The following is a 22,833-nucleotide window of genomic DNA, read 5'->3' as shown; positions in this document are numbered from 1 at the left end:
CTATATTAATAGTATATAATATTTTTAAAAAAAAACCAATATCAAATAAAAAATTGTTCTTTTAGTGAACGATTATATTTTTTTATGATTAAATTTATAAAAAAAAACTTGCTTTTTACAGTTAAATATAATATATTTGTAATATAATACTGATATATCACAGAATAAGGAGAAAAAAATGTTAACTAGAGAAGAGTTAAATTTACCAAAATATGGAGAGAAAGTAATTCAATTTGGAGAGGGAAACTTTTTAAGATGTTTCTTTGATTGGCAATTAGACATAATAAATAAAAATACAGACTTAAACGCTGGAGTAGCGGTAGTAAGACCAATTGATTTTGATGCAGTACCACTATTAGATACTCAAGATGGATTATACACAGCAATAATTAGAGGAATAAATGAAAGTGGAGAGGTTGTTAAAGATTATACTATAATCTCATCTATAAATAGAGAGATACCTATTTATAAAAACTTCCAAGAGTATTTACAACTAGCTCATAACCCAGAGATGAGATTTATTGTATCTAATACAACTGAAGCTGGAATAGCTTTTAGTGCGGAGGATAAGTATGAGGATGCTCCTCAAAGTACATTCCCAGGAAAGTTAACAAGATTGATGCATGAAAGATTTGTAACTTTCAATGGAGATATGACTAAAGGATTTATTTTAATGCCATGTGAACTGATTGATTATAATGGTGAAGAGTTAAGAAAGATGGTTTTAAAATATGCTGATCTTTGGAACTTAGGAGAGGACTTTAAAAACTGGTTAATAAATGGAAATATCTGGTGTTCAACATTAGTTGATAGAATTGTAACAGGGTATCCAAGAGGAGAGAAAGAGGAGTTAACAAAAGAGTTGGGTTATGAGGATAACTTTATAACAACTGGAGAGTACTTCTATTTATTTGTAATTCAAGGGCCAAAAGATATATTAACAAAAGAGTTAAAGTTAGAGGGATTAAATCTAAATATATTAATAGTTGAAGATTTAAAACCATATAAAATGAGAAAAGTAGGAATATTAAACGGAGCACATACAGCTATGGTTCCAGTTTCATACCTATATGGAATAGATACAGTTAGAGAAGCTATGGAAAATGATGATATTAGAAACTTTATTGAATTAGCAATAGATGAGGAGATTATTCCAGCTTTAGATATGGATGAGAAGGAGTTAAAAGAGTTTAAAGATGCTGTAGTTAATAGATTTAAAAACCCATATGTAAAACATATGCTAATGGATATCTCATTAAACTCAATGGCTAAGTATAAATCTAGAATACTTCCACAAGTTTTAGAGACATACAAAAGAACAGGAAAACTGCCTAAGAAACTTCTATTCTCTTTAGCAGCTTTAATAAGATTCTATAAAGGTGTTAGAGAAAATGGAGATGCTATTCAGTTAAGAGATGACAAACACCATTTAGATATGTATGCAGATTTATGGAAAGAGAACAACTATGAAAACATAGCAAAATCTGTGTTAGGATTAGAAAATCACTGGGATATGGATTTAAACTCAGTGCAGGGAATGACTGAATTAGTAGCAAAATACTTAGAAAATATAGATAAAAATGGAGTGAAGAAAGCTTTAGAAGAGGTTAAGTAATGAAAGAGTTTATAAAAATTAATACAAGGGATAATGTAGTTATCGCTTTAAAAAACTATAAAAAAGATGAGACTATAACTTTAGATGGAGATAGTTTAACATTGTTAGAGGATGTTTCTAAAGGGCATAAAATTGCCCTTGGAAACATTGGAAAAGATGAGAATGTAATAAAATACGGGATGCCTATAGGTCATGCAATAACACCAATAAAAAAGGGTGAATGGATACATACTCACAATACAAAAACAAATTTAAAGGACCTTAATAACTATGTTTATACTCCAGAGTTTCAAAATAGAGTTCTAGATTTAGAAAAAAGAGATGTAGAGGTTTATAAAAGAAAAAATGGAGATGTAGGAATAAGAAATGAGTTATGGATTGTTCCAACAGTTGGATGTGTAAATGGAATTGCTCAACTAATAAAAGATGAGTTTTTAAATGAGATTGGAGATATTCAAATAGACAATATCAATGTTTTAACTCATAACTATGGATGCTCACAACTTGGAGAGGATCATGAAAATACAAGGGTAATACTACAAAATACAGTTAAACATCCAAATGCTGGAGGAGTACTTGTTTTAGGACTAGGGTGTGAAAATAACCAAATTGGTGAATTTGAAAAAACTTTAGGAGAGTATGATAAAGATAGAGTTAAGTTTTTAGTAACTCAAGATGTTGAAGATGAAGTTGAAGCTGGAAAAAATCTGCTTTTAAAACTATATGAAGAGATGCTTCAAGATAAAAGAGAGAAAGCTAGCTTAAGTGAGATAAACTTTGGATTAGAGTGTGGTGGATCAGATGGTCTTTCAGGAATAACGGCAAATCCAATGTTAGGAGAGTTTTCAGATTATATTGTTGCTCAAGGTGGAACAACAGTTTTAACAGAGGTTCCAGAGATGTTTGGAGCTGAAACTCTTCTTATGAAAAGATGTAAAAATGAAGATATCTTTAAAAAATGTGTGTCACTGATAAATGATTTTAAAGAGTATTTTATAAAAAATGACCAAGAGATATATGAAAATCCATCTCCAGGAAATAAAGCTGGTGGAATTACAACTTTAGAGGATAAATCTTTAGGATGTACTCAAAAGTCTGGAGTTTCTCAAGTTATTGATGTATTAAAATATGGAGAGGTTTTAAAAGAGAAAGGTTTAAATCTTTTAAGCGCTCCTGGAAATGACTCAGTAGCTACTACAGCTCTTGCAGCAGCAAAGTGTCATATGGTTTTATTTACAACTGGAAGAGGAAATCCATATGGAGGATATGTTCCAACTGTAAAAATCTCTACAAATAGTGAGCTATACAATAAGAAAAAAAGATGGATAGATTTTGATGCTGGAAGACTAGTATCAGAAGATATTACAATGGATGAGCTACTAGAGGAGTTTATAGAGTATATAATTGAAGTAATAAATGGAAAAAAAGTAAATAATGAACTAAACAGATTCCAAGAGATTGCAATTTTTAAATCTGGAGTTACGTTATAATCAACAGGGGGCACCAATGAAAAGAGTTATCGGTTTTCTAACTTTAATCCTTGTTTTCTTAACAGGGTGTGGTAAAAGTGAGGAAACAACAAAGAAAATAAAATTAGCACATGCTTTGACAGAGAGTCATCCAGTGCATTTAGCAATGGTAAAGTTTGCAGAGGAAGTAAATGAAAAAACAGATGGAAAGATTGAAGTTTTAATATTTCCAAATGGACAGTTAGGCGGAGAAAGAGAGATAACTGAACTAATGCAAGCGGGAGCTATTGATATTATAAAAACAAATGCAGGACCATTAGAGAGTTTTGCAAAGGAGTACTCAGTTTTACCACTACCGTATCTATTTAAAGATATGGATCACAATTTAAGAGTATTAAAATCACCAATAGGTGAAGAGATATTAGCGGCAACTGAGGATAGAGGATTTATCGGTTTAACATTTTACAACTCAGGAACAAGAAACTTTTATACTAAAAAACCTGTTAAAAATACAGATGACTTAAAGGGTATGAAGATAAGAGTACAAACAAGTAAAACAATGGTAAGAATGACTAACCTTTTAGGAGGAAGTCCAACACCACTAAGTTTTGGAGAGATTTATACAGCACTACAGCAAGGTGTAGTTGATGGAGCAGAGAATAACCTAATCTCTTATGCTGAGTCAAAACACTATGAAACAGCACCATATTTTACATTTGATGAGCATTCAATATCTCCAGATGTATTAGTTATGAATACAAAAACTTGGAACAAACTATCAGATAATGAGAAAGCTATAGTAAAAACAGCAGCTTTAAACTCTTTTGACTATCAAAATGAGATATGGTCTGAAACAGAGGATAAGTTAATGGATTCTTTAAAAGATAAAGGCGTAGAGTTTTTCCAAGTGGATAAAACAGAGTTCGTAGAGAAAGTTCAACCTCTTTATGATGAAGTTACAAAAGACTCGTTAATTAAAGATTATATTGAAAGAATAAGAAATTTTGAATAGCAGGAGAAAAAATGGATAGATTAAGAGGGTATATAAATAGAGTTATATTTATAGTAAGTTCGCTACTTTTAACAGTAATGGTAGCAACTGTAGCTTGGCAGGTAACATCAAGATATGTATTTAATTCACCAAGTATTTTTACAGATGAACTTGCTAGATTTTTATTAATGTGGATAGGAATGCTTGGAACTACCTATGCTTTTGGTTCTAAAGCTCATCTTTCAATGGATTATCTACATACTTTTTTAAAGACAGATACTGTAAAAATTATAAAAATAATACTTCCAATTTTAAGTATTATTTTTATGGGATTTGTTATGGTTTGGGGTGGAACACTACTAACTTTAAATACAATGAAACAACTATCACCAGTGTTATATATTCCTATGGGAGTTGTGTATTCAATACTTCCAATAACTGGAGTTATAAATATATTTTATTTTATAACTTATATAGGAGATGAATTAGCATTAAAAGGGAGTGATAGATAGTGGGAGTTAATATAGGAATAGTGGCAATAGCACTGTTTGCAAGTTTCTTTGTATTTTTAATTTTAGGACTTCAAGTATCAGTTGGAATAGGATTAGCTTCATTTATAGCAATACTTTTATCACTACCACTTGATATGACAATAATTGCATCAGCTCAAAAGATGATAACAGGACTAGATAACTTTGCATTATTGGCAATACCATTTTTCATACTTTCAGGAAATATAATGAATAATGGTGGTATAGCAATAAAACTTGTTAATTTTGCTAAACTAATTGGGGGAAGATTGCCAGGATCTTTGGCTCAGGTAAATATTTTAGGAAATATGTTATTCGGAGCTATATCTGGTTCAGCAGTTGCAGCAGAGGCAGCTATTGGAGGAACAATATATCCGCTACAGAAAAAAGAGGGATATGATCCAAAATACTGTGCAGCAGTAAATATAACATCTTGTCCAACAGGACTTCTTATTCCGCCAAGTAATGTACTTATAGTATTTGCATTAGTAAGTGGAGGAACATCTATTGGAGCTCTATTTATAGCTGGATATTTACCAGGAATAGTTATGGGATTAGGAATTATGATTTTAGCGTATATATTTGCTAAAAAGAATAACTATCCTGTAGAACCAAAACCAGAGATGTCTTTAGTTATAAAAACAACTTTAGATGCACTACCAAGTTTACTTTTAATTATAGTTGTTATAGGTGGTATTATAAAAGGGGTATTTACAGCAACTGAAGGATCAGGAATTGCAGTAATATATACATTAGTTCTATCTTTAATATATAAAAATTTAAATGCAAAAGTTATAAAAAAGATTTTAGATGAAACTATTAAGATGACAGGAATTATAATGTTCTTAATGGCAGCTTCAAGCATTATGTCTTGGGCTTTAGCATACTCTCAAATTCCTCAGTATATAACAAATATACTACTTGGAATTTCAGATAATAAATACGTTATTTTACTTATCATAAATATGTTACTATTAGTTGTTGGAACATTTATGGATATGACACCAGCGGTGCTTATATTCACACCAATTTTCCTACCAGTTGTAACATCTTTAGGAATGCATCCCGTACATTTTGGAATCTTGATGGTATACAACCTTTGTATAGGGCTTTGTACACCGCCCGTTGGAAATGCACTATTCTTAGGTTGTGCCATTGCAGATTTGAAGATAGAGGATATAATAAAAACGATTTTACCATACTTTATTGTTATGCTAATAGGACTTCTGCTAGTAACTTATATACCAGCAATAAGCTTATTCCTACCTAAAGTATTTGGATTAATATAAAACTAAAATGGAGGCATTAAAAATGAAAAAGTTTATGTGTGAAGATTTTCTATTAAATAGTGATATAGCAAAAACACTATATCATGACTATGCAAAAGATATGCCAATTTATGATTACCACTGTCATTTAAATCCAAAAGAGATATATGAGAATAAAAAATATAGATCAATAACTGAGATTTGGTTAGGTGGAGATCACTATAAATGGAGAGCAATGAGAAGTAATGGAGTTCCTGAGGACTATATTACTGGAGATAAAGAGGACAAAGAGAAGTTTATGAAATGGGCTGAAACAATGGATGAGTGTTACGGAAATCCACTGTTTCACTGGACTCATTTAGAGCTAAAAAAATTCTTTGGAATAGATACAATTTTATCTAAAGAAACAGCTGAAGAGATTTGGGAAAAGACAAATGAGATGTTACAAAAAGATGAGTTTACAGCGAGAGAGTTAATAAAGAGAGCTAATGTAAAAGCTCTTTGTACAACTGATGATCCAGTAGATTCATTAGAGTATCACATAGCATTAAAAAAGGATAATGACTTTGAAGTTGTTGTAAATCCAGCTTTTAGACCAGATAAAGGGTTTAATATAGAGAAGGATGATTTCCTACCTTGGTTAGGAAAATTAGAAGTACTACACGGACATAAAATAGAGTCTTTACCTACATATAAGTTAGCTTTAAAAGAGAGAGTTGATTTCTTCCACGAAGTTGGATGTAGAATATCAGACCACGCTTTAGATCCAGTTGTTTTTGAAATGGGAACTGAGGATGAAGTAGATGCTATATTTAAAAAGAGAGTAGCAGGAGAGGTTTTAACTTCAGAAGAGGTTAAGATGTTTAAGACAAACATTATGATGTTCTTAGGAAGAGAGTACAATAAAAGAGGTTGGGTAATGCAACTTCATATGGGAACTATTAGAAATAACTCAACTAGAATGTTTAAAAAATTAGGTCCAGATACTGGATTTGATTGTATTGCAGATGATATTTTTGTGCATTCACTATCGAAGTTTTTAGATGCTTTAGATGATACAAATGAGTTACCAAAAACAATACTATATAATTTAAATCCTAGAGAGAATGAGACTTTAGGAACATTAATAGGATGTTTCCAAGGAGGGGGAGTTCCAGGAAAGATTCAACTAGGATCTGGATGGTGGTTCCTAGATCAAAAGGATGGAATGATAAAGCAGATGACAGCTTTAGCTAATTTAGGATTACTTTCAAGATTTGTTGGAATGTTAACAGATTCAAGAAGTTTCCTATCTTATACAAGACATGAGTATTTTAGAAGAATACTTTGTAACCTACTTGGGGAGTGGGTAGAAAATGGAGAGATTCCAAATGATGTAGATAAATTGGGGAAAATGGTTCAAAACATATGTTATAACAATATTGAGAACTATATAGTTAAATAATAGATAGAAAATGGAGAGACTAGTTTTAGTTTCTCCATTTTTGTAATCTCAATTAATCTTACATTAGAAATATGGTATACTTTATAGTATAAAGTTAAAATATAAATTTTGATGGGGGATATATGAAATATGAATTTATAAGTAATACTAACTTAGAAAATAATGGAAATTTATATAGATATATAGAAAATGGATTTGAAAAAGCTAAAAGTTTCTGCTTCTCTGTGGCATTTATTAACTTTGCAGGTGTACAAATAATTTTAGATATTTTGAAAAAAAGTGAAAAACATAATATAAAAGGTAAAATTTTAACAACAAACTATCTTCATTTTACAGAATTGAAATCTATAGAGTTTTTAAAAAGATTTAAAAATATAGAGGTTAAATTTTTTGATAGTGACAAGATGGAAGGGTTTCATACTAAGGGGTATATATTTGAGTATGAAAACTATTATAAAGCTATAATAGGATCTTCTAACCTTACTAAAAGTGGACTTAAAAGTAATATAGAGTGGAATACAGCAGTTACTACAGAGAAAAATAGTGACTTTATAAAAGGGGTTTTAAATGAGTTTAATTATCTTTGGGGAAAAGGGGTTGAAAATGTAAATCCATATACAGTTTCATACGTAAAAAAAGAGGAGATAGTTGTAAGAAAAAAAGTTAGAGATGAATATTTTTTAGCAGCAGAAGATCATGAGTTTGGAATCTATAAAGAGTCAGATATAAAACCAAACTATATGCAAGAGACAGCTTTAAAAAACTTAGAAATAACTAGAATGTATGGAGAGACAAGAGCTCTTTGTATTGCAGCTACAGGAACAGGAAAAACATACTTAGGTGCTTTTGATGTAAAGGTATTTAAAGCTAAAAGGTTACTTTTTATAGTTCATAATGAAGAGATATTAAAATCTGCTATGGAAACTTTTAAAAATATTTTACCCGAAAAAACTATGGGCTTTTTTACAGGAAATAAAAAAAATACAGATAGAGATTATATTTTTTCCACTATACAAAGCTTAAACAATAGATACCAAGAGTTTAGAGAGGATGAGTTTGATTATATAATAGTGGATGAAGCACATCATATAACTGCTAAAAGTTATGAAAAGGTTATAAATTATTTTAAACCTAAGTTTCTACTAGGATTAACAGCTACACCTGAAAGATGTGATGGTGGAAATATATATGAGATTTTTCATATGAATGTACCTGTAGAGATTCGTTTACAAGAGGCACTAGATAGGGAGCTTGTGACACCATTTCACTATTATGGAGTAAAGGATATATCAGATGTAAATTTAGAGGGTATTGATTTAAATGATATTTCTGCAGTAGCTAAAGCATTGAGTTTAGAAAAAAGAGTGGATTTTATTATAAAGAAAATGAATTTTTATGGATATAGTGGAGAGAGAAGAAAGACTATAGGATTTTGTATATCTATTGAGCACTGTAAATATATGGAAGTTGAATTTAAAAAAAGAGGAATAAAAGCAATAAGTGTAACTAGTGAAAAAAATTCAAATGAATTAAAAGAGGATATAATAAAAAAATTTAAAGAGACAGAGGATTTAGAAGTTATATTCACAGTTAATATTTTTAATGAAGGAATAGATATTCCATGTATAAATAGTATTTTAATGTTAAGACCAACAGCGTCACCGATTATATTTACACAGCAGTTGGGAAGAGGACTAAGACACTATGAAAACAAGGATTTTTTAACAGTTATAGATTTTATAGGAAACCATTCTAGAGCTTTTTTAATTGCCTTGGCACTTATGGGAAGAAAAGGTTATGATAAAGAGAGTATAAAAATAGCTGTAAAAAGGGATTTTGATAATCTTTCCAAATCTATTCATGTGAAGATGGAAGAGATTTGTAAAAAAGAGATATTGAAACAACTAGATAATGAAAACTTTAATAGTTTAAAGTATTTAAAGGCTGAATATGATGAGTTTAAAGATTACTTAAAGGGAAAAGTTCCAAGACCATTAGATTTTATTGAGTATGAAGATGCTCCTAATTTTTATAAATATGTGAGACTTCAAAAATCATATTTAGATTTTTTAGATAAAGTAAAGGATAATCTGTTTTCATTAAACGAAGAAGAAAAAGTAGTTATTCGTGAAATAGAGAGATTTTTACCTATAAAAAGAGTGTATGAGTTTGCAATAATTCGTGAATTAGTAGCAAAGGATTATGGACTATCCAAAAATAGGATTTTAGGAGTAGTTGGAAAATATATTGAGATATCTGATGTTAAGCATACTATTGGTACTATAGACCATGCTATGAGATATTTAAATGGAGATTATTATGATTCTCAAGATTTGAAAAGATGTGGGAAACTTTTTCAAGTCTCTGGTGAAACTATAGAGAAAACAGAACTATTAAACAAAGTTTTAAAAAATAAAGATGTAAAGGATTATATTTTAGAAGTTTTAGATTATGGACTTTTAAAATATAAAGAAAGCTTTGGAACAGAAGATTATGGTTTTCCATTTTTAAAGTTATATGAAAACTATTTTATGAAAGATGTAGCACTGTTGTGTAACTATGATAAAAAACATAGCGCCTTTAGAGGAAGTGGACTTTTGAAAAAAGATAAGGATTATTTTATATTTATAGATTTACATAAAGATGAAAACATAAAAGATAGCGTAAAGTATAAGGATAAAATAATAGATAGATATCACTTTCAATGGGAAAGTCCAAATGCCACAAGAATTGATAGTGAAATAGGAGAGAGAATAGTTAAAAATATAGAGAAAGATATAAAAATTCATATTTTTGTGAGAAAATATAAAAAAAGTGATGGAGAAACGCAACCATATATTTATATAGGAAAGGGAGATTGTGTAGCTCATAAAGGAAGTAAGCCTATAACTACGACTTTAAAGTTAGAGAATCCACTTTCTAAAGAGATATATATTGAACTTACTGAAAGAGTAGAAAAAATGCTACAAGTAGCAGAAGTAGGAGAAATTAATGAAAAAAATTATTGAGGTAGTAGGAGCTATTTTAGAAAATCCAAATGGTGATATATTTTGTGCTATGAGGCCAAAGGATAAAACTTTCCCAGGGATGTGGGAGTTCCCAGGTGGTAAAATTGAGGAGGGTGAGGAACCTAAAAGAGCTTTGGAAAGAGAGATTAAAGAGGAGTTAAATATAGATATAAGAGCAGATAAAGTTTTTGACGAAGTTCAAAAAGAGTATGAAGAGTTTATTATAAAATTATCTACTTATAACTGTACAGTTTTAGATTTCTCAGAGTTTAAATTGGTAGAGCACCAAGAGTTTAAATGGATAAAAAAAGAGTCATTAATGACTTTAGATTGGGTTCCAACAGATATTCCAACTGTAGAGAAGTTAATGAAATTAAATAAGAGTAAAAAAATTACAAATAAAATTATATATAGTGAAATAAAAGAACTTTTAGGAACAACAGAGATCGAAATTGAAATTCGCCCTAGAAGTATCCTACTTAATATAATTTCTGGTGGTGAATGGTACCAAAAATCACTTAAAACATTACCAGAGTTAAAAGCAGATTTAGAAAGATTTTATATAAATAAACTTGTAATAGATGAGTTGATTTTAAAAGTTGATAAAGAAAGAAGAAAAAAGAGCTAGAAGATTAGCTCTTTTTTAGATATTAGAGTTAATAATAATTTTTAACTTTTAGTTTCTTGCCATGCTTTTTTTACTTTGATTTTGTCTTGATTACAAGTATGCTTATATGATGAATTATCGACAATACATGTTACACCAATATATTCTGAGTTCTGAATTTCTCTTATAAAAAAAGTTGTTCTTAATTGTTGATTTATTTGATCTTCAGTTAAATCACTAATATTTATAGAATTAGATAACCTTAAAGCATATGTGGCTTTTATATCATTTTTATTTTGGCAGTTTACTTTTGTAACATCGTAGAAAAAATATATTGGATTTAATAAAATATTTTCTATCTGAACAAAATTTTTTATTCTTTTTTTTACACTTTGAACTTGATTGCTAATAGTTGGATTTTTAGTAATCTCTATTTTTAATTTATCAAAAGTTATATTTGAAATATTTTGATATCCAGCTTTTCCTTTGTATTGTTTTAAATGTTTTATTAATGAAGTTCCTAAAATTAAGTGAGTAAAATGTTCGTCATCAAAACTTAATTTAACAACACTATTATTTTCTAGTTCAAAATACCAATTATAACTTTTAATCTTTTCAAAGCAATCAAAAGCTATTTTTATAATGGACATTATTAATTCCTCCCCTTATGAAAAAGAGCTCTCTACTTTTGTAGAGAGCTCAATTTTTGGTTGTGTGTGATAATTGTACCCCATCACTTACAGGTAGTTTGATGAATAAAGCCCATCAAGGAGATAACCACAACTCTTTGTTATCCCTATAGTCCTAAATGTCACTATAGCGACGATTAATTATATTGTATATTCTTTAAATTTGGTAAATTCCTTCTAAAAATACAATAAATAATTAAATATATTACTTATCATAATAATTGTACCAATCCAAATTATTTTTGTCAATCGATTTTAGAAGCAAATCAGAATAAAAAAACTTCATCAAGTCCATTTTCTTCTCTTTATGATATTATTTTAAGTAAAGCAACTCAAGTTGCATTAAATAAAGGTTTAATTAAAGGCAAAACTTTAATTGTTAAATCTAAAATTCCTAAAAAAAACGAATATTCTAACTTGAAAGATGAAATAGATTATTCTGAGCTTTTAATATCTTTTGTTCAAAATTCATCGAACTTAATACTTTTTGAAGAAATAAATTTAAAGCTCAATTTTTTAAAAGAGATTCTTCAAGATGTTATCGAATTAAATCAAGTGTCGAAAGGAAAAGATGCTAATATGTATATTTGCAAAGCAGGACATTTGAGCATTAGAAAAGCTATTAACGGTAAAAAGAAAAGAGAAACTAAAGGAACACAAGTTGTTGAAATATACTTCTTTGATATAGAGGAATAATTTCATTTTACTACTTTTATAAAATATTTATTAAGAAAAAAGAAGATCAAACTCCTTCAACAAGGAATTTTGATCTTCTTTAGCTTTTAGAGAAAAGATACTTTTTTAGTGAGCTGGTTTACTAGCTCTTTTTCATATAATAAAGTTCTTGATATTAAATTAATCTTATTTGTATAAGTTAAAAAGTTTAGATTATGCAACTAATTCTATTTGATTTCCATCTGGATCAAGAATGCAACTTTCGTAATATCCATCTCCTGTTGTTCTTGGTCCACTTAAAAGAGTATATCCATCTTTAACAAGTCTATTTGTAAGAGAATCTACAGTCTCCTTATTTCCTAAAGAAAAAGCTAGATGTATAAAACCACAGAACGGAGAGATCGATTCATTAATATTTAAATTAGGCCTTGTCATTATTTCTAATCTTGCTCCATTTTCAAAACTTAAAAAATATGTTTCTAATCCTGTTTTTTGATTGTGATATTTATTATTTGAGGTTGCAGAAAAGTATTTCTCATAAAAATCTTTTAATCTCTCCAAATCATTTGTGTAAATAGCAATATGATTTATTATCATGATATTCCCCCTGAAAACATTTTTCTAATTTAATCATATTTTTATTAGAAATACAATAGTTGAAAAAATTATTTACTTTTTAAATTACTTCGAATCTCTCTTATTTTATAACAAAGAATTATAGTTGAAGCCACAGCAACAATGGAGTTAGCAATTATAATAGGTAAATCATTTAGATAAAAACCATATAAAACCCAAAGTAAAACTCCAGTTACAAATAAAATATACATAGTTAATGATATGCTTTTTGTATCTTTACTTTTTATAACCTGTATAACTTGAGGAAAAAAGGCGATAGTAGTCAGTGTAGCTGCTATTATACCGATTATTCTCATCTATAGTTCATCTCCATTTGAAGAGATAACATTTTTATACCAGTTAAATGATTTCTTTTTAGATCTTTCTAAAGTACCATTTCCATTATCATCTTTATCAACATAGATAAATCCATATCTTTTACTCATCTGCCCAGTTCCAGCACTAACTAAGTCAATACATCCCCAAGGGGTATATCCTAAAAGATCAACACCATCTTTTACTCCCTCTTTCATTTGTTCAATGTGTTGTCTTAAATAATCAATACGATAATCATCATTTATAGTTCCATCAGCTTCAATTTTATCAATAGCACCAAGACCATTTTCAACTATAAAAAGTGGCTTATTATATCTATCATATAGCTCATTCATAGTTATTCTAAGACCTGTAGGATCAATAGTCCACCCCCACTCAGATTCCTTTAAATATGGGTTTGTTAAAGAGGCAAAAGCATTTCCATCTTTAATATTTTTCATAACTTCAGAATCGGCACTTCTAAGTCTACTAGAGTAATAACTAAATCCAATATAATCAACAGTATGTTCTTTTAATATTTTTTTCTCATCCTCACTAATTTCAAGAGTAACTCCAAGTTCCTCAAGCATTCTTTTTGAGTAAGATGGATATTTACCTTTAGATTGTACATCTATAAAGAAATAGTTTTCTCTATTGACAGCTTGTGCAGCTAAAACATCATTTGGATTACAAGTATTTGGATAAACAGTTCCTGCAGCTAGCATACATCCAATCATATTTTCAGAGTCAATCTCATGACCAATTTTTGTAGCTAAAGCACTTGCAACAAGTTGATGATGAGCACTTTGATACATAACTTGTTTTTTATTTTCCCCCTCTTCAAAAACAAGGCCACCACCAAAAGATGGAATATGTAAAATAATATTAATCTCATTAAAAGTCATCCAATATTTAACTTTACCTTTATATCTTTTAAAAAGAACTTCACAATATCTAGTATAAAAATCAATTAATCTTTTATCTTTCCAACCACCATATTTTTTAGTAAGCTCTAAAGGAGTATCAAAGTGATTTATAGTTATAACAGGTTCTATATTATTTTTTATAAGTTCATCAATTAAAGCATCATAGAATTTTAGACCCTCTTCATTAGGTTCTAAATCGTCACCATTTGGAAAAATTCTAGCCCAACAAATAGAAGTTCTTAAACATTTAAACCCCATCTCTTTAAAAAGTTTTATATCCTCTTTAAATTTATGAAAAAAATCTATAGAGATATGTGATGGATAGTATCCGTAGTCTGTATTCATAGCCTTTTTAACATCTTCTAAAGCTTCATTTCTTAATTTAGGACCTCCAGGTAAAATATCTACAGGAGATAATCCTTTTCCATCTGCTAGATATGCTCCTTCACATTGGTTAGCAGCAATAGCTCCTCCCCATAAAAAATCTTTAGGTAAAGTATTTTTCATTTGATACCTCCAATTAGTATTTATATCTTTCAAGTGAGTTGTGAAATTGTGGTAAATAGTCCCAGTTTTCTCTAATAATCTCATCTAATATAGTTTTAGCAACAGCTCCACTTGTAACTAAAGGGTTTACAGTTAAAGCTTGTAGTGCTTTTCCATAATTTCCAGTAACAGCAGCTTCAATTGTAAGTTGCTCAAAGTTTTTCATAAGTTGTAAGATACCTCTAGCTTCAATAGGCATAGGCTTTTGAGGATATGGTTTTACTCCATCTTTATACACCTTAGCGGATACTTCAACAGCACAACCTTCAGGTAAACAATCAATAAGACCATTTTCATTTTTTGTTGAAACAACAATAGTAGTTCCTTTATCATTATATATTGAATTTATAAGTTCACAAGCAGCATCAGAGTAATATTGTCCACCTCTTTGCTCAAGTTGTTTAGGTTTTACTTTTAAATCTGGATCTTTGTAAAGCTCAAATAGTTCATTTTCTACTACCTTAACTTGCTCTCCACGAGTTCCTTTTCCACTTCTAATCTCCTCTAATTGGTCAGCTAGCATTTCATCAGTTAAGTAGTAATATTTGTGGTATGCACAAGGGATCATATTTAAATCCATAATTTGTTCTCTTATCCAAGGTTTACCATGTCTTAAGTTTGCTGGAAGATTTTCGATATCTGTTAATATTTTAGAAAGAGCTTCCTCTGTTCTATCAATACCATTATGAAGAACTTGTCTACCCCAGAAAAAGTGATTTAATCCACCACAAATAAGCTCAATCTCTTCATCAGGAACTTGTAAAGCATCTGTAACAGATTTTCTAACACCAATAGGAACGTTACAAAGACCAGCAACTTTAATATTAGGATAGTATTTTAAAACAGATTCAGTAACCATACCACTTGGATTAGTAAAGTTTACAAGCCAAGCATCAGGACATAACTCAGTCATATCTTTACAAATATCTAAAATAACAGGGATAGTTCTAAGGGCTTTTGCAAATCCACCAGCACCATTTGTCTCTTGTCCAATCATTCCATATCTTAAAGGAATTCTTTCATCTCTTATTCTAGCTGCAAGTAGTCCAACTCTAAATTGAGTAGTTACAAAATCAGCATTTTTAAGAGCTTCTCTTCTATCTAAAGTTAGATAAATTTTCATTTTATCCTCTAGTCCAGCTTCTTTAACCATTCTTTTAGCTAAGCTTCCAACTATTTCTAGTTTATCTTTACCATCTTCAATATCAACTAACCATAACTCTTTAATAGGTAGTTCATTATATCTTTTAATAAATCCTTCAACTATCTCAGGCGTATAAGATGATCCTCCACCAATTGTAACGATTTTAACAGGTTTTTTCATAATTTATCCTCCCTTAAAATTAAATCTCTTCTAATAATGACTCTAAACTATCCTCTTTTTTTACATCACTTTCGTCTGCAGCTAACTGTGCATCATAAATTTTAAAGAATGGATAGAAAATAACTATTGATAAAATAATACTAAAAATATTAAGTAAAACCACAGAGATTGAGAAACCAGATGCTAAGAAACCAGCTATAATAGGCGGTGTAGTCCAAGGAACCATAACAAATGGTATTTTAACTAAATCCCACTTCATTAAAAACCAACTAATAATTGTTATAATAACTGGGTTTAATATAAATGGAACTATAAGCAGTGGATTCATAACAATAGGAGTTCCAAAGATAACAGGCTCATTAATATTAAATAATGAAGGTGTTATAGATAGCTTTCCAACCTCTTTTAATTGCTTAGAACGAGCTCTAAAAAGCATAAGTAAAACAAATCCAATTGTAGATCCACTTCCACCAATTTTAATTGTCATATCTGTAAAGGCAGCACTTGAAATAATATAACCATTAGAGTAGATATTTTCAATTCCTTGAGCTGCTAAAGCTGCGTTATGAAGGGTATTTTCAAGCCATATTGGATCCATAATTCCACTAACAATTGTAGCGCCATGTATTCCAGCACACCAAAGGACAGTAGTTAGGAGTACTGCTGTAAGTTGTCCAACTAGAGATGTACTTGCAAATCTTAATGGAGTACCTACAATAACATTTACTGCATCATGGAAATTAGCAAAGCTTGTATTTACCAAAACTGCTGTAACTAGTCCCCAGAAGCTAATTACAATAACTCCAGGAATTAATGACATAAAAGTTTTTGATATAGCAGGAGGAACACTTTCAGGAAGAGTTATAACTAACCCTCTTTTTAAAATCTTATTAACAAACTCAACAGTGATAATAGCTATAATAACTCCTGTGAATAAACTTTTAGCTCCTAGGTAACCCATACTAATAGTTCCATTTACAGCTGAAGGTAACATAGTAACAAAGAAACTTGAAACAGCAATAATGGCATTTGATAGTGCTAACTCGTGCATTCCATAACCAACAGTTAATCTATAAGCAACAGCTAAACATGCAACCATACCCACTATTCCAAAACAAGCATCAGATATAAATGAGAAATATCTTCCAATTCCGCTACTAGCTATAAATTCTGAGTATCCAGGAATAGGAAGAAAACTTAAAATCAGAAAAAGTGATCCTACTATAGTAAGAGGCATAGTGGCAACTACTCCATCTTTAATAGCAACAACATGTCGTTGTGCAGCTATTTTATTTGCTGTGGGTATAAAATGTTTATTTAAAAATATATTAAAACTATTAAATATTTTCATATGTGACCTCCTAAATTATTGAGCATTTGCTTTTTTAAACTCTTTTATTGCAATGATTGCATCTTTTAAAACTCCTAGTCCATCCATCATTCCATATTTTTGTGTATTTATAGTAACTACAGGAAATCTTCCATTTGCAAGTTCAATCATTTTGCTTTCTAAAAATTTAATTTGTGGCCCTAATAATAATATGTTTATATCATTAAAATGACTTGGAGCTTGAATTTCAGGAACTGCTTTTATATCTGCTTCTAATTTATGTTCCGCTGCAACTTTTTTCATCTTGTTAACTAATAAACTTGTAGACATACCTGCATTACATGCTAATAAAATTTTAATCATAATAATAACCTCCGACTATATTTTTATTTTTGAATTTTGTTCTGTTCTTAGTTTTAAGATACCATTTTTTAACAAAATAAGTCAATTTTATAAAAAAAGTCTGTTATTTTCGTCTGTTTTAATTTATAATAATTATATGATTTCAAAAAAAATCTATTATTTTCGTTTGATTTGATAAAAATATTAGAAAAAAAAGTTAAAATAATTTTAAAAAAAGATATTTTTTTAGAAAATAGGGGGAGTCAAGTGTTTTACGACATAGAAAATTTTAAAAAAAGAATAGGAAATTCTACTTTTTACTTAGATATCTATTCAAGTTTAAATAAAAACGAGAGATATTTTTTAAATTATCTTTTAAAAAAATATATAGAAATGGAAGATTTAAAAATTGAAATATCAAAAGATGAGTTTTTTGAAAATTTTAAAATGGATTCAGGAGAATTAAACTCTTTTTTAGAAAAGCTATCTAGAAAAAATATAGAGTATTTTTTTATGGACTCAATAGATGATATAAGAGGATCTTTTAACTTTATAAATTCATATATGATAACTCAGAAAAGTTTTATAGTAAATATGCCTAAAGATATTAAGTACTCAAAGTATATAAAAATAATTTATAGTTTTTCAAATAGAATAACATATAAATTTTATGGACATTTTATTAAAAATTTTATATTAAAGAAAAATTTTCAGGTTAAAATTGAAGAGTTTAAAGATATATTAAAAATAGATAATAGGTATGAGAGATTCTTTGATTTTGAAAAGAATATATTAAAACCTTTAATAAAAGATTTGGAGATACCATATAAAATAGAGTTTGATAAGGTAAAAGTAGGAACAAATTTAAATAATAAGGTAATAGCTATAGATTTTAAATTTAGAGATCCAGTTTGGGAAGATGATGACGATATGAAGTTAAAGAGTATCTTATTTATGATAAAAGGAGATATTGAGGATATATCTGAAGTTTATACAATACTAAAAAATGGAATAAAAGATCATGGATACGAAACAACATATCGTACTTGTTTTAAAGTGAAGCAAAGATATAAAAGTATAAATATGAGTTTTGATGAAGTTTTAAAAATTAGTTTTAAGAAATTAGACTTAAAAGATGTGGAACCGATAGTTATTATAAAAAAACATTTTGCTTCGCCAAAAGAGTTAAGAAAAATGTTTATGAATGAATTAGAAAAAGTAAAACCAGGTGTAATATTAGATACATCATTTTTTTGTGAGAAGTTTTTACAAGACTTTATTTTATTAAAAGAGGATAAAGTTTTAAATTTTAGAAACTCTGAGATATCTTTATTTATAAATTGGAAACAAAATGAGGAATCAACAATAAAAATATTTTTATTATAAATAAAAAGGTATACTCCCCAGTATACCTTTTTTTCATTACATTATATTGTTTAATCTATAGTTAATAAGATCTATCTTGGCCCCATCTAAAAATTCATTTAATCTTTCTAAGTGAGAGAGTAAGCTCTCTTTACTTGGTCCACCTAAGGACTTTCTTTTTTCAACACAATTTTTTATAGCTATTGTTTCATATATATCCCCGTTAAAAATATATAAAAACTCTCTGTATTTCTCAAGTGGGAGAGTCTCTAAATTCAACCCATTGTCAATACAATAACTAACAATCTCCCCAGTTATTTTGTAAGCTTCTCTAAAGCTCATTCCCCTAACAGTTAGGTAGTCTGCAACGTCAGTGGCATTGATAAACCCATCGTTACAAGCTAAAAGTAAAACCTCATTTTTTACTTTTAATGTTTTAACCATCCCAACAAATACCTGTAAACATCCTTTTACAGTATCAACAGCATCAAAGAAAACCTCTTTATCCTCTTGCATATCCTTGTTGTACGCTAAAGGGATTCCCTTCATAGTTGTTAAAAGTGCCATTAAATCTCCATAAACTCTACCAGTTTTCCCCCTAACTAGTTCAGCTGCATCAGGATTTTTCTTTTGTGGCATTATGCTACTTCCAGTTGAAAATGCATCACTTAATTCAATATATCCAAAGTCATTTGAAGTATAGATAATAATCTCTTCAGAAAACCTTGAAAGGTGCATCATAATAATTGAAAGTGCAGACATAATCTCAATTAAATAGTCTCTATCACTAACTCCATCTAAAGAGTTTAAAGTTGGACCTTTAAATCCTAAAGTGTGAGCAGTAAACTCTCTATCTATTGGGTAAGTTGTACCAGCTAAAGCTGCACATCCAAGAGGTGAGTAATCAAGTAACTCAAAAGCGTTGTTTAAACGGATAAAGTCCCTTTTAAACATCTCAGAGTAAGCAAACATATAGTGCCCAAATGATATTGGTTGAGCTTTTTGAAGATGAGTAAACCCAGGCATATATGTTTCTAAGTGTTTTTTTCCTAAGTTAGTACAAACTTCAATTAGCTCAATTAAAAAGGACTGTATTTTTTTAACTTCATCCTTTGTAAAAAGCCTCATATCCACAGCAACTTGGTCGTTTCTACTACGTCCAGTGTGAAGTTTTTTTCCCACATCACCAATTCTATCAATAAGAATCTTTTCAATATTCATATGAATATCTTCATAAGTTGTAGAGAAAGTAATCTTTCCATTTTCAATATCCTCTAGAATCTCTAAAAGAGTTTTTTCAATAAGGTCCCCATCCTCTTTTGAAATAATCTCCATTTTAGAAAGCCCTCTCACATGAGCGATACTTCCCATAATGTCGTATCTATATAGTCTTTGATCAAAGTGAATAGAGGAGTGAAAATCTAAGATTAGTTCACTTGCTGCTTCTTTAAATCTTCCTGAAAAGTACTGCATTTGTCATCTCCTTTATAGAATCTGTTTTTAGTGAAAATTTTTATTCCTATTAAAATTGCAATTTGTGAAGCTATTGCAAAAAGGATTAACGAACTGTTTTGTGTAAATCCACCGATTAAAAATACAGATATAGCTAAAATAGCGTTTACTATAGCATATGGAGTTTGAGTTTTTACGTGATTTATATGGTCACACCCAGCTCCTGCTGATGAAAGTATAGTTGTATCTGAAATTGGTGAAACATGGTCTCCGAAAAGTCCACCTGAAAGAATCGCTCCTATTGTTACATAAAGTGGAGCGTTAAAAGTTACAGCCATAGGTATAACTAGTGGTACCATAATACTGTATGTTCCCCAAGAGCTACCAGTTGAAAAGGAGATAACAGCACCGAATATAAAAGCGATAGCTGGAATAAATCCAGAGTTTATATCTAAAGTTTTTAAAAATCCAATTAGAAATTGGTCAGCTCCTAAATCTTTATTAATAACACCTAATGACCAAGCTAAAATTAGAATTATAACAATCTCACTCATTTTTTTCATACCATTTAAGTAGATAGAAAATATCTCTTTAAATGTTTTACTTTTATAAAAAAGCATAAGTCCCATTAAAACAAGGGCTGCATATAGATATCCACTTGTTAGTGCTGCTCTAAAAGCACTTCCTGAAACTCTAGAAGTTATAAAAGAGATACCAAGCATTGAAAATAGAGTTCCTAAAAGAACTAGTATTGGAACCCAAACAAAAGATCCTTTAGCATTTTCAACTTGATACTTAGAGTTATCTATTTCAAAGGCACTCTCATCTATAGGATTATTTTCAAAAGTTCTCATAGGTCCAAAATCTAGCTTAAGCAGAGTTAAAGTTGGAATAATTGTCAGTGCTAGTATTGGATAAACGTTAAAAGGAATGGATTTTATGAAACTTTCATAGTCTGAAAGAGACAGATTTAAAAGCTCAAACTCCTTTTGTAAAAGTCCTATGATAAAAACTCCCCATCCAATAAAAGGAACTAAAACAGCCACAGGAGATGATGTTGAATCTAGTATAAAAGCTAGTTTCTCCTTAGAAAGCTTCAATCTTTTAAAAAATGGACTAAAAATTGGTCCAACAATTAATGGCGTACCAAGGTCTGAGAAAAATATCATAATCCCTGTAAAATAAGCTAAAAGTTGAGCCTTAGTTTTAGAGTTTATAGAGTTTTTAAAGCTCTCAGCAAAGGCATAAGCTCCACCAGACATCATCATAAGCTCAATAAATCCACCAATAAAGATCATAAGTACAATAACTCCAGCGTTATAACTATCTGTAAGTTGATTGATAAAATATTTTCCCACTAGAACTTTTGTAGTCTCTAGAGGATTGTAACCATTTAAAATGAAAATACCGCAAAATACACTGGAAAAAAGTGACAAAACTACATTTTTAGTTTTGATAGATAAAAAAACTGCAATTAAAATTGGAACTATAGATAATACCCCATATGAAACCATTTTAAATCCTCCCTAAATTAGTAAAAAAATTACTACCCCAAAAGAAAAGGCATACCAAAGAATGGTATGCCCTAGAGAACTTAATTAAGCAATAAGCGTATTGTTATGGCAGCGTCACAATACTTAATTCACAGGGTCATAACATCATCGCCGTCGGCCTTAGGCTCCGTATATGGAAGTGAACTAACCTCTATTTGTTTTTGTTAAGAGTGAGTATACAACATTTTTCTTCAAAATGTCAAACTATTTTGAAAAAATATTTTATTGAAGCTTTATTAAAACTCCAACAATCATGAAAACTGAACCTAAAAGGAAAAGAATTCCTTGGAACTTTATTTGAAGTTTAGCCCAAACTCCCCACTCAATTTTAGCTATTCCTAAGATAGCCATTAAGATACCAGATGTAGGTACAAACATATTTGTAAATCCATCTCCAAGTTGGAAAGCTAGTACTGCAACTTGTCTAGGAACACCAACTAAGTCTGAAAGTGGTGCCATAATTGGCATTGTTAAAGCTGCCTGTCCAGAACCTGATACAACAAAGAAGTTGAATATAGATTGGAAGAAGTACATAGCAACTGCAGATATAGAAGCGTGTAAGTGACTTAAAACACCAGCTACAGAGTTTAAAACTGTGTTTAAAACTGTAGGAGTTCCAGCATCTACTCCACCTAAAACCAATACGATACCTTTAGCCATTCCAACAACCATTGCTGCTCCAATAAGATCCTCAGCACCTTTTCTAAAAGAGATAGCAATATCATTAACAGTCATATCATTTAATTTAAAGATAACTCCAATAATTCCA

20 protein-coding genes are annotated in these 22,833 nt (G+C 29.6%); 10 read left to right on the top strand and 10 right to left on the bottom strand.

Annotated features, from left to right (window positions below):
• The first annotated feature begins 178 nt into the window (after window positions 1-178).
• The 8 genes from Q0V08_RS04210 (at window position 179) to Q0V08_RS04175 (ending at window position 10,953) form a co-directional block, all read left to right on the top strand.
• Window positions 179-1,615 carry a tagaturonate reductase gene (locus Q0V08_RS04210; protein ID WP_297432360.1) on the top strand — a complete coding sequence of 479 codons (1,437 nt, stop codon included), beginning with the start codon at window positions 179-181 and terminating at the stop codon, window positions 1,613-1,615.
• A complete protein-coding gene (locus tag Q0V08_RS04205; protein WP_297432358.1) occupies window positions 1,615-3,105 on the top strand; it encodes an altronate dehydratase family protein in 1,491 nt (496 codons plus the stop codon). Before Q0V08_RS04210 ends, Q0V08_RS04205 begins: the two co-directional genes overlap by 1 nt.
• 16 nt (window positions 3,106-3,121) lie before the next feature.
• Window positions 3,122-4,096, top strand: coding sequence for a TRAP transporter substrate-binding protein (locus tag Q0V08_RS04200; protein ID WP_297432356.1), 975 nt, complete (start codon window positions 3,122-3,124; stop codon window positions 4,094-4,096).
• Window positions 4,097-4,107: 11 nt separating this feature from the next.
• Entirely contained in the window at window positions 4,108-4,587 is a 480-nt protein-coding gene (locus tag Q0V08_RS04195) for a TRAP transporter small permease (RefSeq protein ID WP_297432354.1), read from the top strand.
• Window positions 4,587-5,894 carry a TRAP transporter large permease gene (locus Q0V08_RS04190; RefSeq protein WP_297432352.1) on the top strand — a complete coding sequence of 436 codons (1,308 nt, stop codon included), beginning with the start codon at window positions 4,587-4,589 and terminating at the stop codon, window positions 5,892-5,894. Before Q0V08_RS04195 ends, Q0V08_RS04190 begins: the two co-directional genes overlap by 1 nt.
• A gap of 22 nt (window positions 5,895-5,916) precedes the next feature.
• Window positions 5,917-7,317, top strand: coding sequence for a glucuronate isomerase (gene uxaC, locus Q0V08_RS04185; protein WP_297432350.1), 1,401 nt, complete (start codon window positions 5,917-5,919; stop codon window positions 7,315-7,317).
• A 122-nt stretch (window positions 7,318-7,439) separates the two neighbouring features.
• Window positions 7,440-10,325, top strand: coding sequence for a DEAD/DEAH box helicase (locus Q0V08_RS04180; RefSeq protein WP_297432348.1), 2,886 nt, complete (start codon window positions 7,440-7,442; stop codon window positions 10,323-10,325).
• The gene (locus tag Q0V08_RS04175; RefSeq protein ID WP_297432346.1) at window positions 10,309-10,953 is read left to right on the top strand and encodes a (deoxy)nucleoside triphosphate pyrophosphohydrolase; all 645 of its coding nucleotides are present in this window, start codon (window positions 10,309-10,311) and stop codon (window positions 10,951-10,953) included. The genes Q0V08_RS04180 and Q0V08_RS04175 overlap by 17 nt, the downstream gene beginning before the upstream one ends.
• Window positions 10,954-10,994: 41 nt before the next feature.
• On the opposite strand, the gene Q0V08_RS04170 is transcribed toward Q0V08_RS04175, so the two are convergent.
• Window positions 10,995-11,582, bottom strand: coding sequence for a hypothetical protein (locus Q0V08_RS04170; protein WP_297432344.1), 588 nt, complete (start codon window positions 11,580-11,582; stop codon window positions 10,995-10,997).
• Window positions 11,583-12,038: 456 nt separating this feature from the next.
• Between Q0V08_RS04170 and Q0V08_RS04165 the strand changes: the two genes are divergently transcribed.
• Window positions 12,039-12,317, top strand: coding sequence for a hypothetical protein (locus Q0V08_RS04165; protein ID WP_297432342.1), 279 nt, complete (start codon window positions 12,039-12,041; stop codon window positions 12,315-12,317).
• Between the two features lie 192 nt (window positions 12,318-12,509).
• Here the strand turns inward: Q0V08_RS04165 and Q0V08_RS04160 are convergent, their stop codons facing one another.
• The 6 genes from Q0V08_RS04160 to Q0V08_RS04135 form a co-directional block, all read right to left on the bottom strand.
• Window positions 12,510-12,893, bottom strand: coding sequence for a VOC family protein (locus Q0V08_RS04160; protein WP_297432340.1), 384 nt, complete (start codon window positions 12,891-12,893; stop codon window positions 12,510-12,512).
• Between the two features lie 68 nt (window positions 12,894-12,961).
• Window positions 12,962-13,228: a SemiSWEET transporter gene (locus Q0V08_RS04155; RefSeq protein WP_297432338.1), complete on the bottom strand. Its 267-nt coding sequence runs from the start codon at window positions 13,226-13,228 to the stop codon at window positions 12,962-12,964.
• Window positions 13,229-14,659, bottom strand: a complete 1,431-nt coding sequence (locus Q0V08_RS04150) for a 6-phospho-beta-glucosidase (protein ID WP_297432336.1) — start codon at window positions 14,657-14,659, stop codon at window positions 13,229-13,231. It abuts the gene before it with no gap.
• 13 nt (window positions 14,660-14,672) lie between these two features.
• Window positions 14,673-16,022: a 6-phospho-beta-glucosidase gene (locus Q0V08_RS04145; protein ID WP_297432335.1), complete on the bottom strand. Its 1,350-nt coding sequence runs from the start codon at window positions 16,020-16,022 to the stop codon at window positions 14,673-14,675.
• A 19-nt stretch (window positions 16,023-16,041) separates the two neighbouring features.
• A complete protein-coding gene (locus Q0V08_RS04140) occupies window positions 16,042-17,373 on the bottom strand; it encodes a PTS transporter subunit EIIC (RefSeq protein WP_297432333.1) in 1,332 nt (443 codons plus the stop codon).
• Window positions 17,374-17,388: 15 nt separating this feature from the next.
• Window positions 17,389-17,715: a PTS sugar transporter subunit IIB gene (locus tag Q0V08_RS04135; RefSeq protein ID WP_297432331.1), complete on the bottom strand. Its 327-nt coding sequence runs from the start codon at window positions 17,713-17,715 to the stop codon at window positions 17,389-17,391.
• Between the two features lie 246 nt (window positions 17,716-17,961).
• Here Q0V08_RS04135 and Q0V08_RS04130 point away from each other — a divergent pair, with 246 nt between their 5' ends.
• Entirely contained in the window at window positions 17,962-19,080 is a 1,119-nt protein-coding gene (locus Q0V08_RS04130; RefSeq protein ID WP_297432330.1) for a replication initiation protein, read from the top strand.
• Between the two features lie 36 nt (window positions 19,081-19,116).
• Here Q0V08_RS04130 and argH read toward each other — a convergent pair whose 3' ends face one another.
• From argH to Q0V08_RS04115, 3 genes are all read right to left on the bottom strand, one after another.
• Window positions 19,117-20,532, bottom strand: coding sequence for an argininosuccinate lyase (argH, locus tag Q0V08_RS04125; protein ID WP_297432329.1), 1,416 nt, complete (start codon window positions 20,530-20,532; stop codon window positions 19,117-19,119).
• Window positions 20,487-22,025: a Na+/H+ antiporter NhaC family protein gene (locus Q0V08_RS04120; RefSeq protein WP_297432327.1), complete on the bottom strand. Its 1,539-nt coding sequence runs from the start codon at window positions 22,023-22,025 to the stop codon at window positions 20,487-20,489. Before Q0V08_RS04120 ends, argH begins: the two co-directional genes overlap by 46 nt.
• Before the next feature lie 261 nt (window positions 22,026-22,286).
• On the bottom strand, window positions 22,287-22,833 hold a 547-nt coding region (locus Q0V08_RS04115), incomplete at its 5' end, for a TIGR00366 family protein (protein ID WP_297432325.1).

This window comes from uncultured Cetobacterium sp. (assembly GCF_947038635.1).
Taxonomy (GTDB): domain Bacteria; phylum Fusobacteriota; class Fusobacteriia; order Fusobacteriales; family Fusobacteriaceae; genus Cetobacterium_A.
The sequence above is the reverse complement of the archived record's forward strand: the minus strand, read 5'-3'. Positions and strand labels throughout refer to the sequence as shown.

Excerpts from the sequence above, each read along its gene's own strand:
- Q0V08_RS04210 (WP_297432360.1), top strand. The coding sequence starts at position 179 with ATGTTAACTAGAGAAGAGTTAAATTTACCAAAATATGGAGAGAAAGTA.
- Q0V08_RS04205 (WP_297432358.1), top strand. The coding sequence starts at position 1,615 with ATGAAAGAGTTTATAAAAATTAATACAAGGGATAATGTAGTTATCGCT.
- Q0V08_RS04200 (WP_297432356.1), top strand. The coding sequence starts at position 3,122 with ATGAAAAGAGTTATCGGTTTTCTAACTTTAATCCTTGTTTTCTTAACA.
- Q0V08_RS04195 (WP_297432354.1), top strand. The coding sequence starts at position 4,108 with ATGGATAGATTAAGAGGGTATATAAATAGAGTTATATTTATAGTAAGT.
- uxaC (WP_297432350.1), top strand. The coding sequence starts at position 5,917 with ATGAAAAAGTTTATGTGTGAAGATTTTCTATTAAATAGTGATATAGCA.
- Q0V08_RS04180 (WP_297432348.1), top strand. The coding sequence starts at position 7,440 with ATGAAATATGAATTTATAAGTAATACTAACTTAGAAAATAATGGAAAT.
- Q0V08_RS04175 (WP_297432346.1), top strand. The coding sequence starts at position 10,309 with ATGAAAAAAATTATTGAGGTAGTAGGAGCTATTTTAGAAAATCCAAAT.
- Q0V08_RS04170 (WP_297432344.1), bottom strand. The coding sequence starts at position 11,582 with ATGTCCATTATAAAAATAGCTTTTGATTGCTTTGAAAAGATTAAAAGT.
- Q0V08_RS04160 (WP_297432340.1), bottom strand. The coding sequence starts at position 12,893 with ATGATAATAAATCATATTGCTATTTACACAAATGATTTGGAGAGATTA.
- Q0V08_RS04155 (WP_297432338.1), bottom strand. The coding sequence starts at position 13,228 with ATGAGAATAATCGGTATAATAGCAGCTACACTGACTACTATCGCCTTT.
- Q0V08_RS04150 (WP_297432336.1), bottom strand. The coding sequence starts at position 14,659 with ATGAAAAATACTTTACCTAAAGATTTTTTATGGGGAGGAGCTATTGCT.
- Q0V08_RS04145 (WP_297432335.1), bottom strand. The coding sequence starts at position 16,022 with ATGAAAAAACCTGTTAAAATCGTTACAATTGGTGGAGGATCATCTTAT.
- Q0V08_RS04140 (WP_297432333.1), bottom strand. The coding sequence starts at position 17,373 with ATGAAAATATTTAATAGTTTTAATATATTTTTAAATAAACATTTTATA.
- Q0V08_RS04135 (WP_297432331.1), bottom strand. The coding sequence starts at position 17,715 with ATGATTAAAATTTTATTAGCATGTAATGCAGGTATGTCTACAAGTTTA.
- argH (WP_297432329.1), bottom strand. The coding sequence starts at position 20,532 with ATGCAGTACTTTTCAGGAAGATTTAAAGAAGCAGCAAGTGAACTAATC.
- Q0V08_RS04120 (WP_297432327.1), bottom strand. The coding sequence starts at position 22,025 with ATGGTTTCATATGGGGTATTATCTATAGTTCCAATTTTAATTGCAGTT.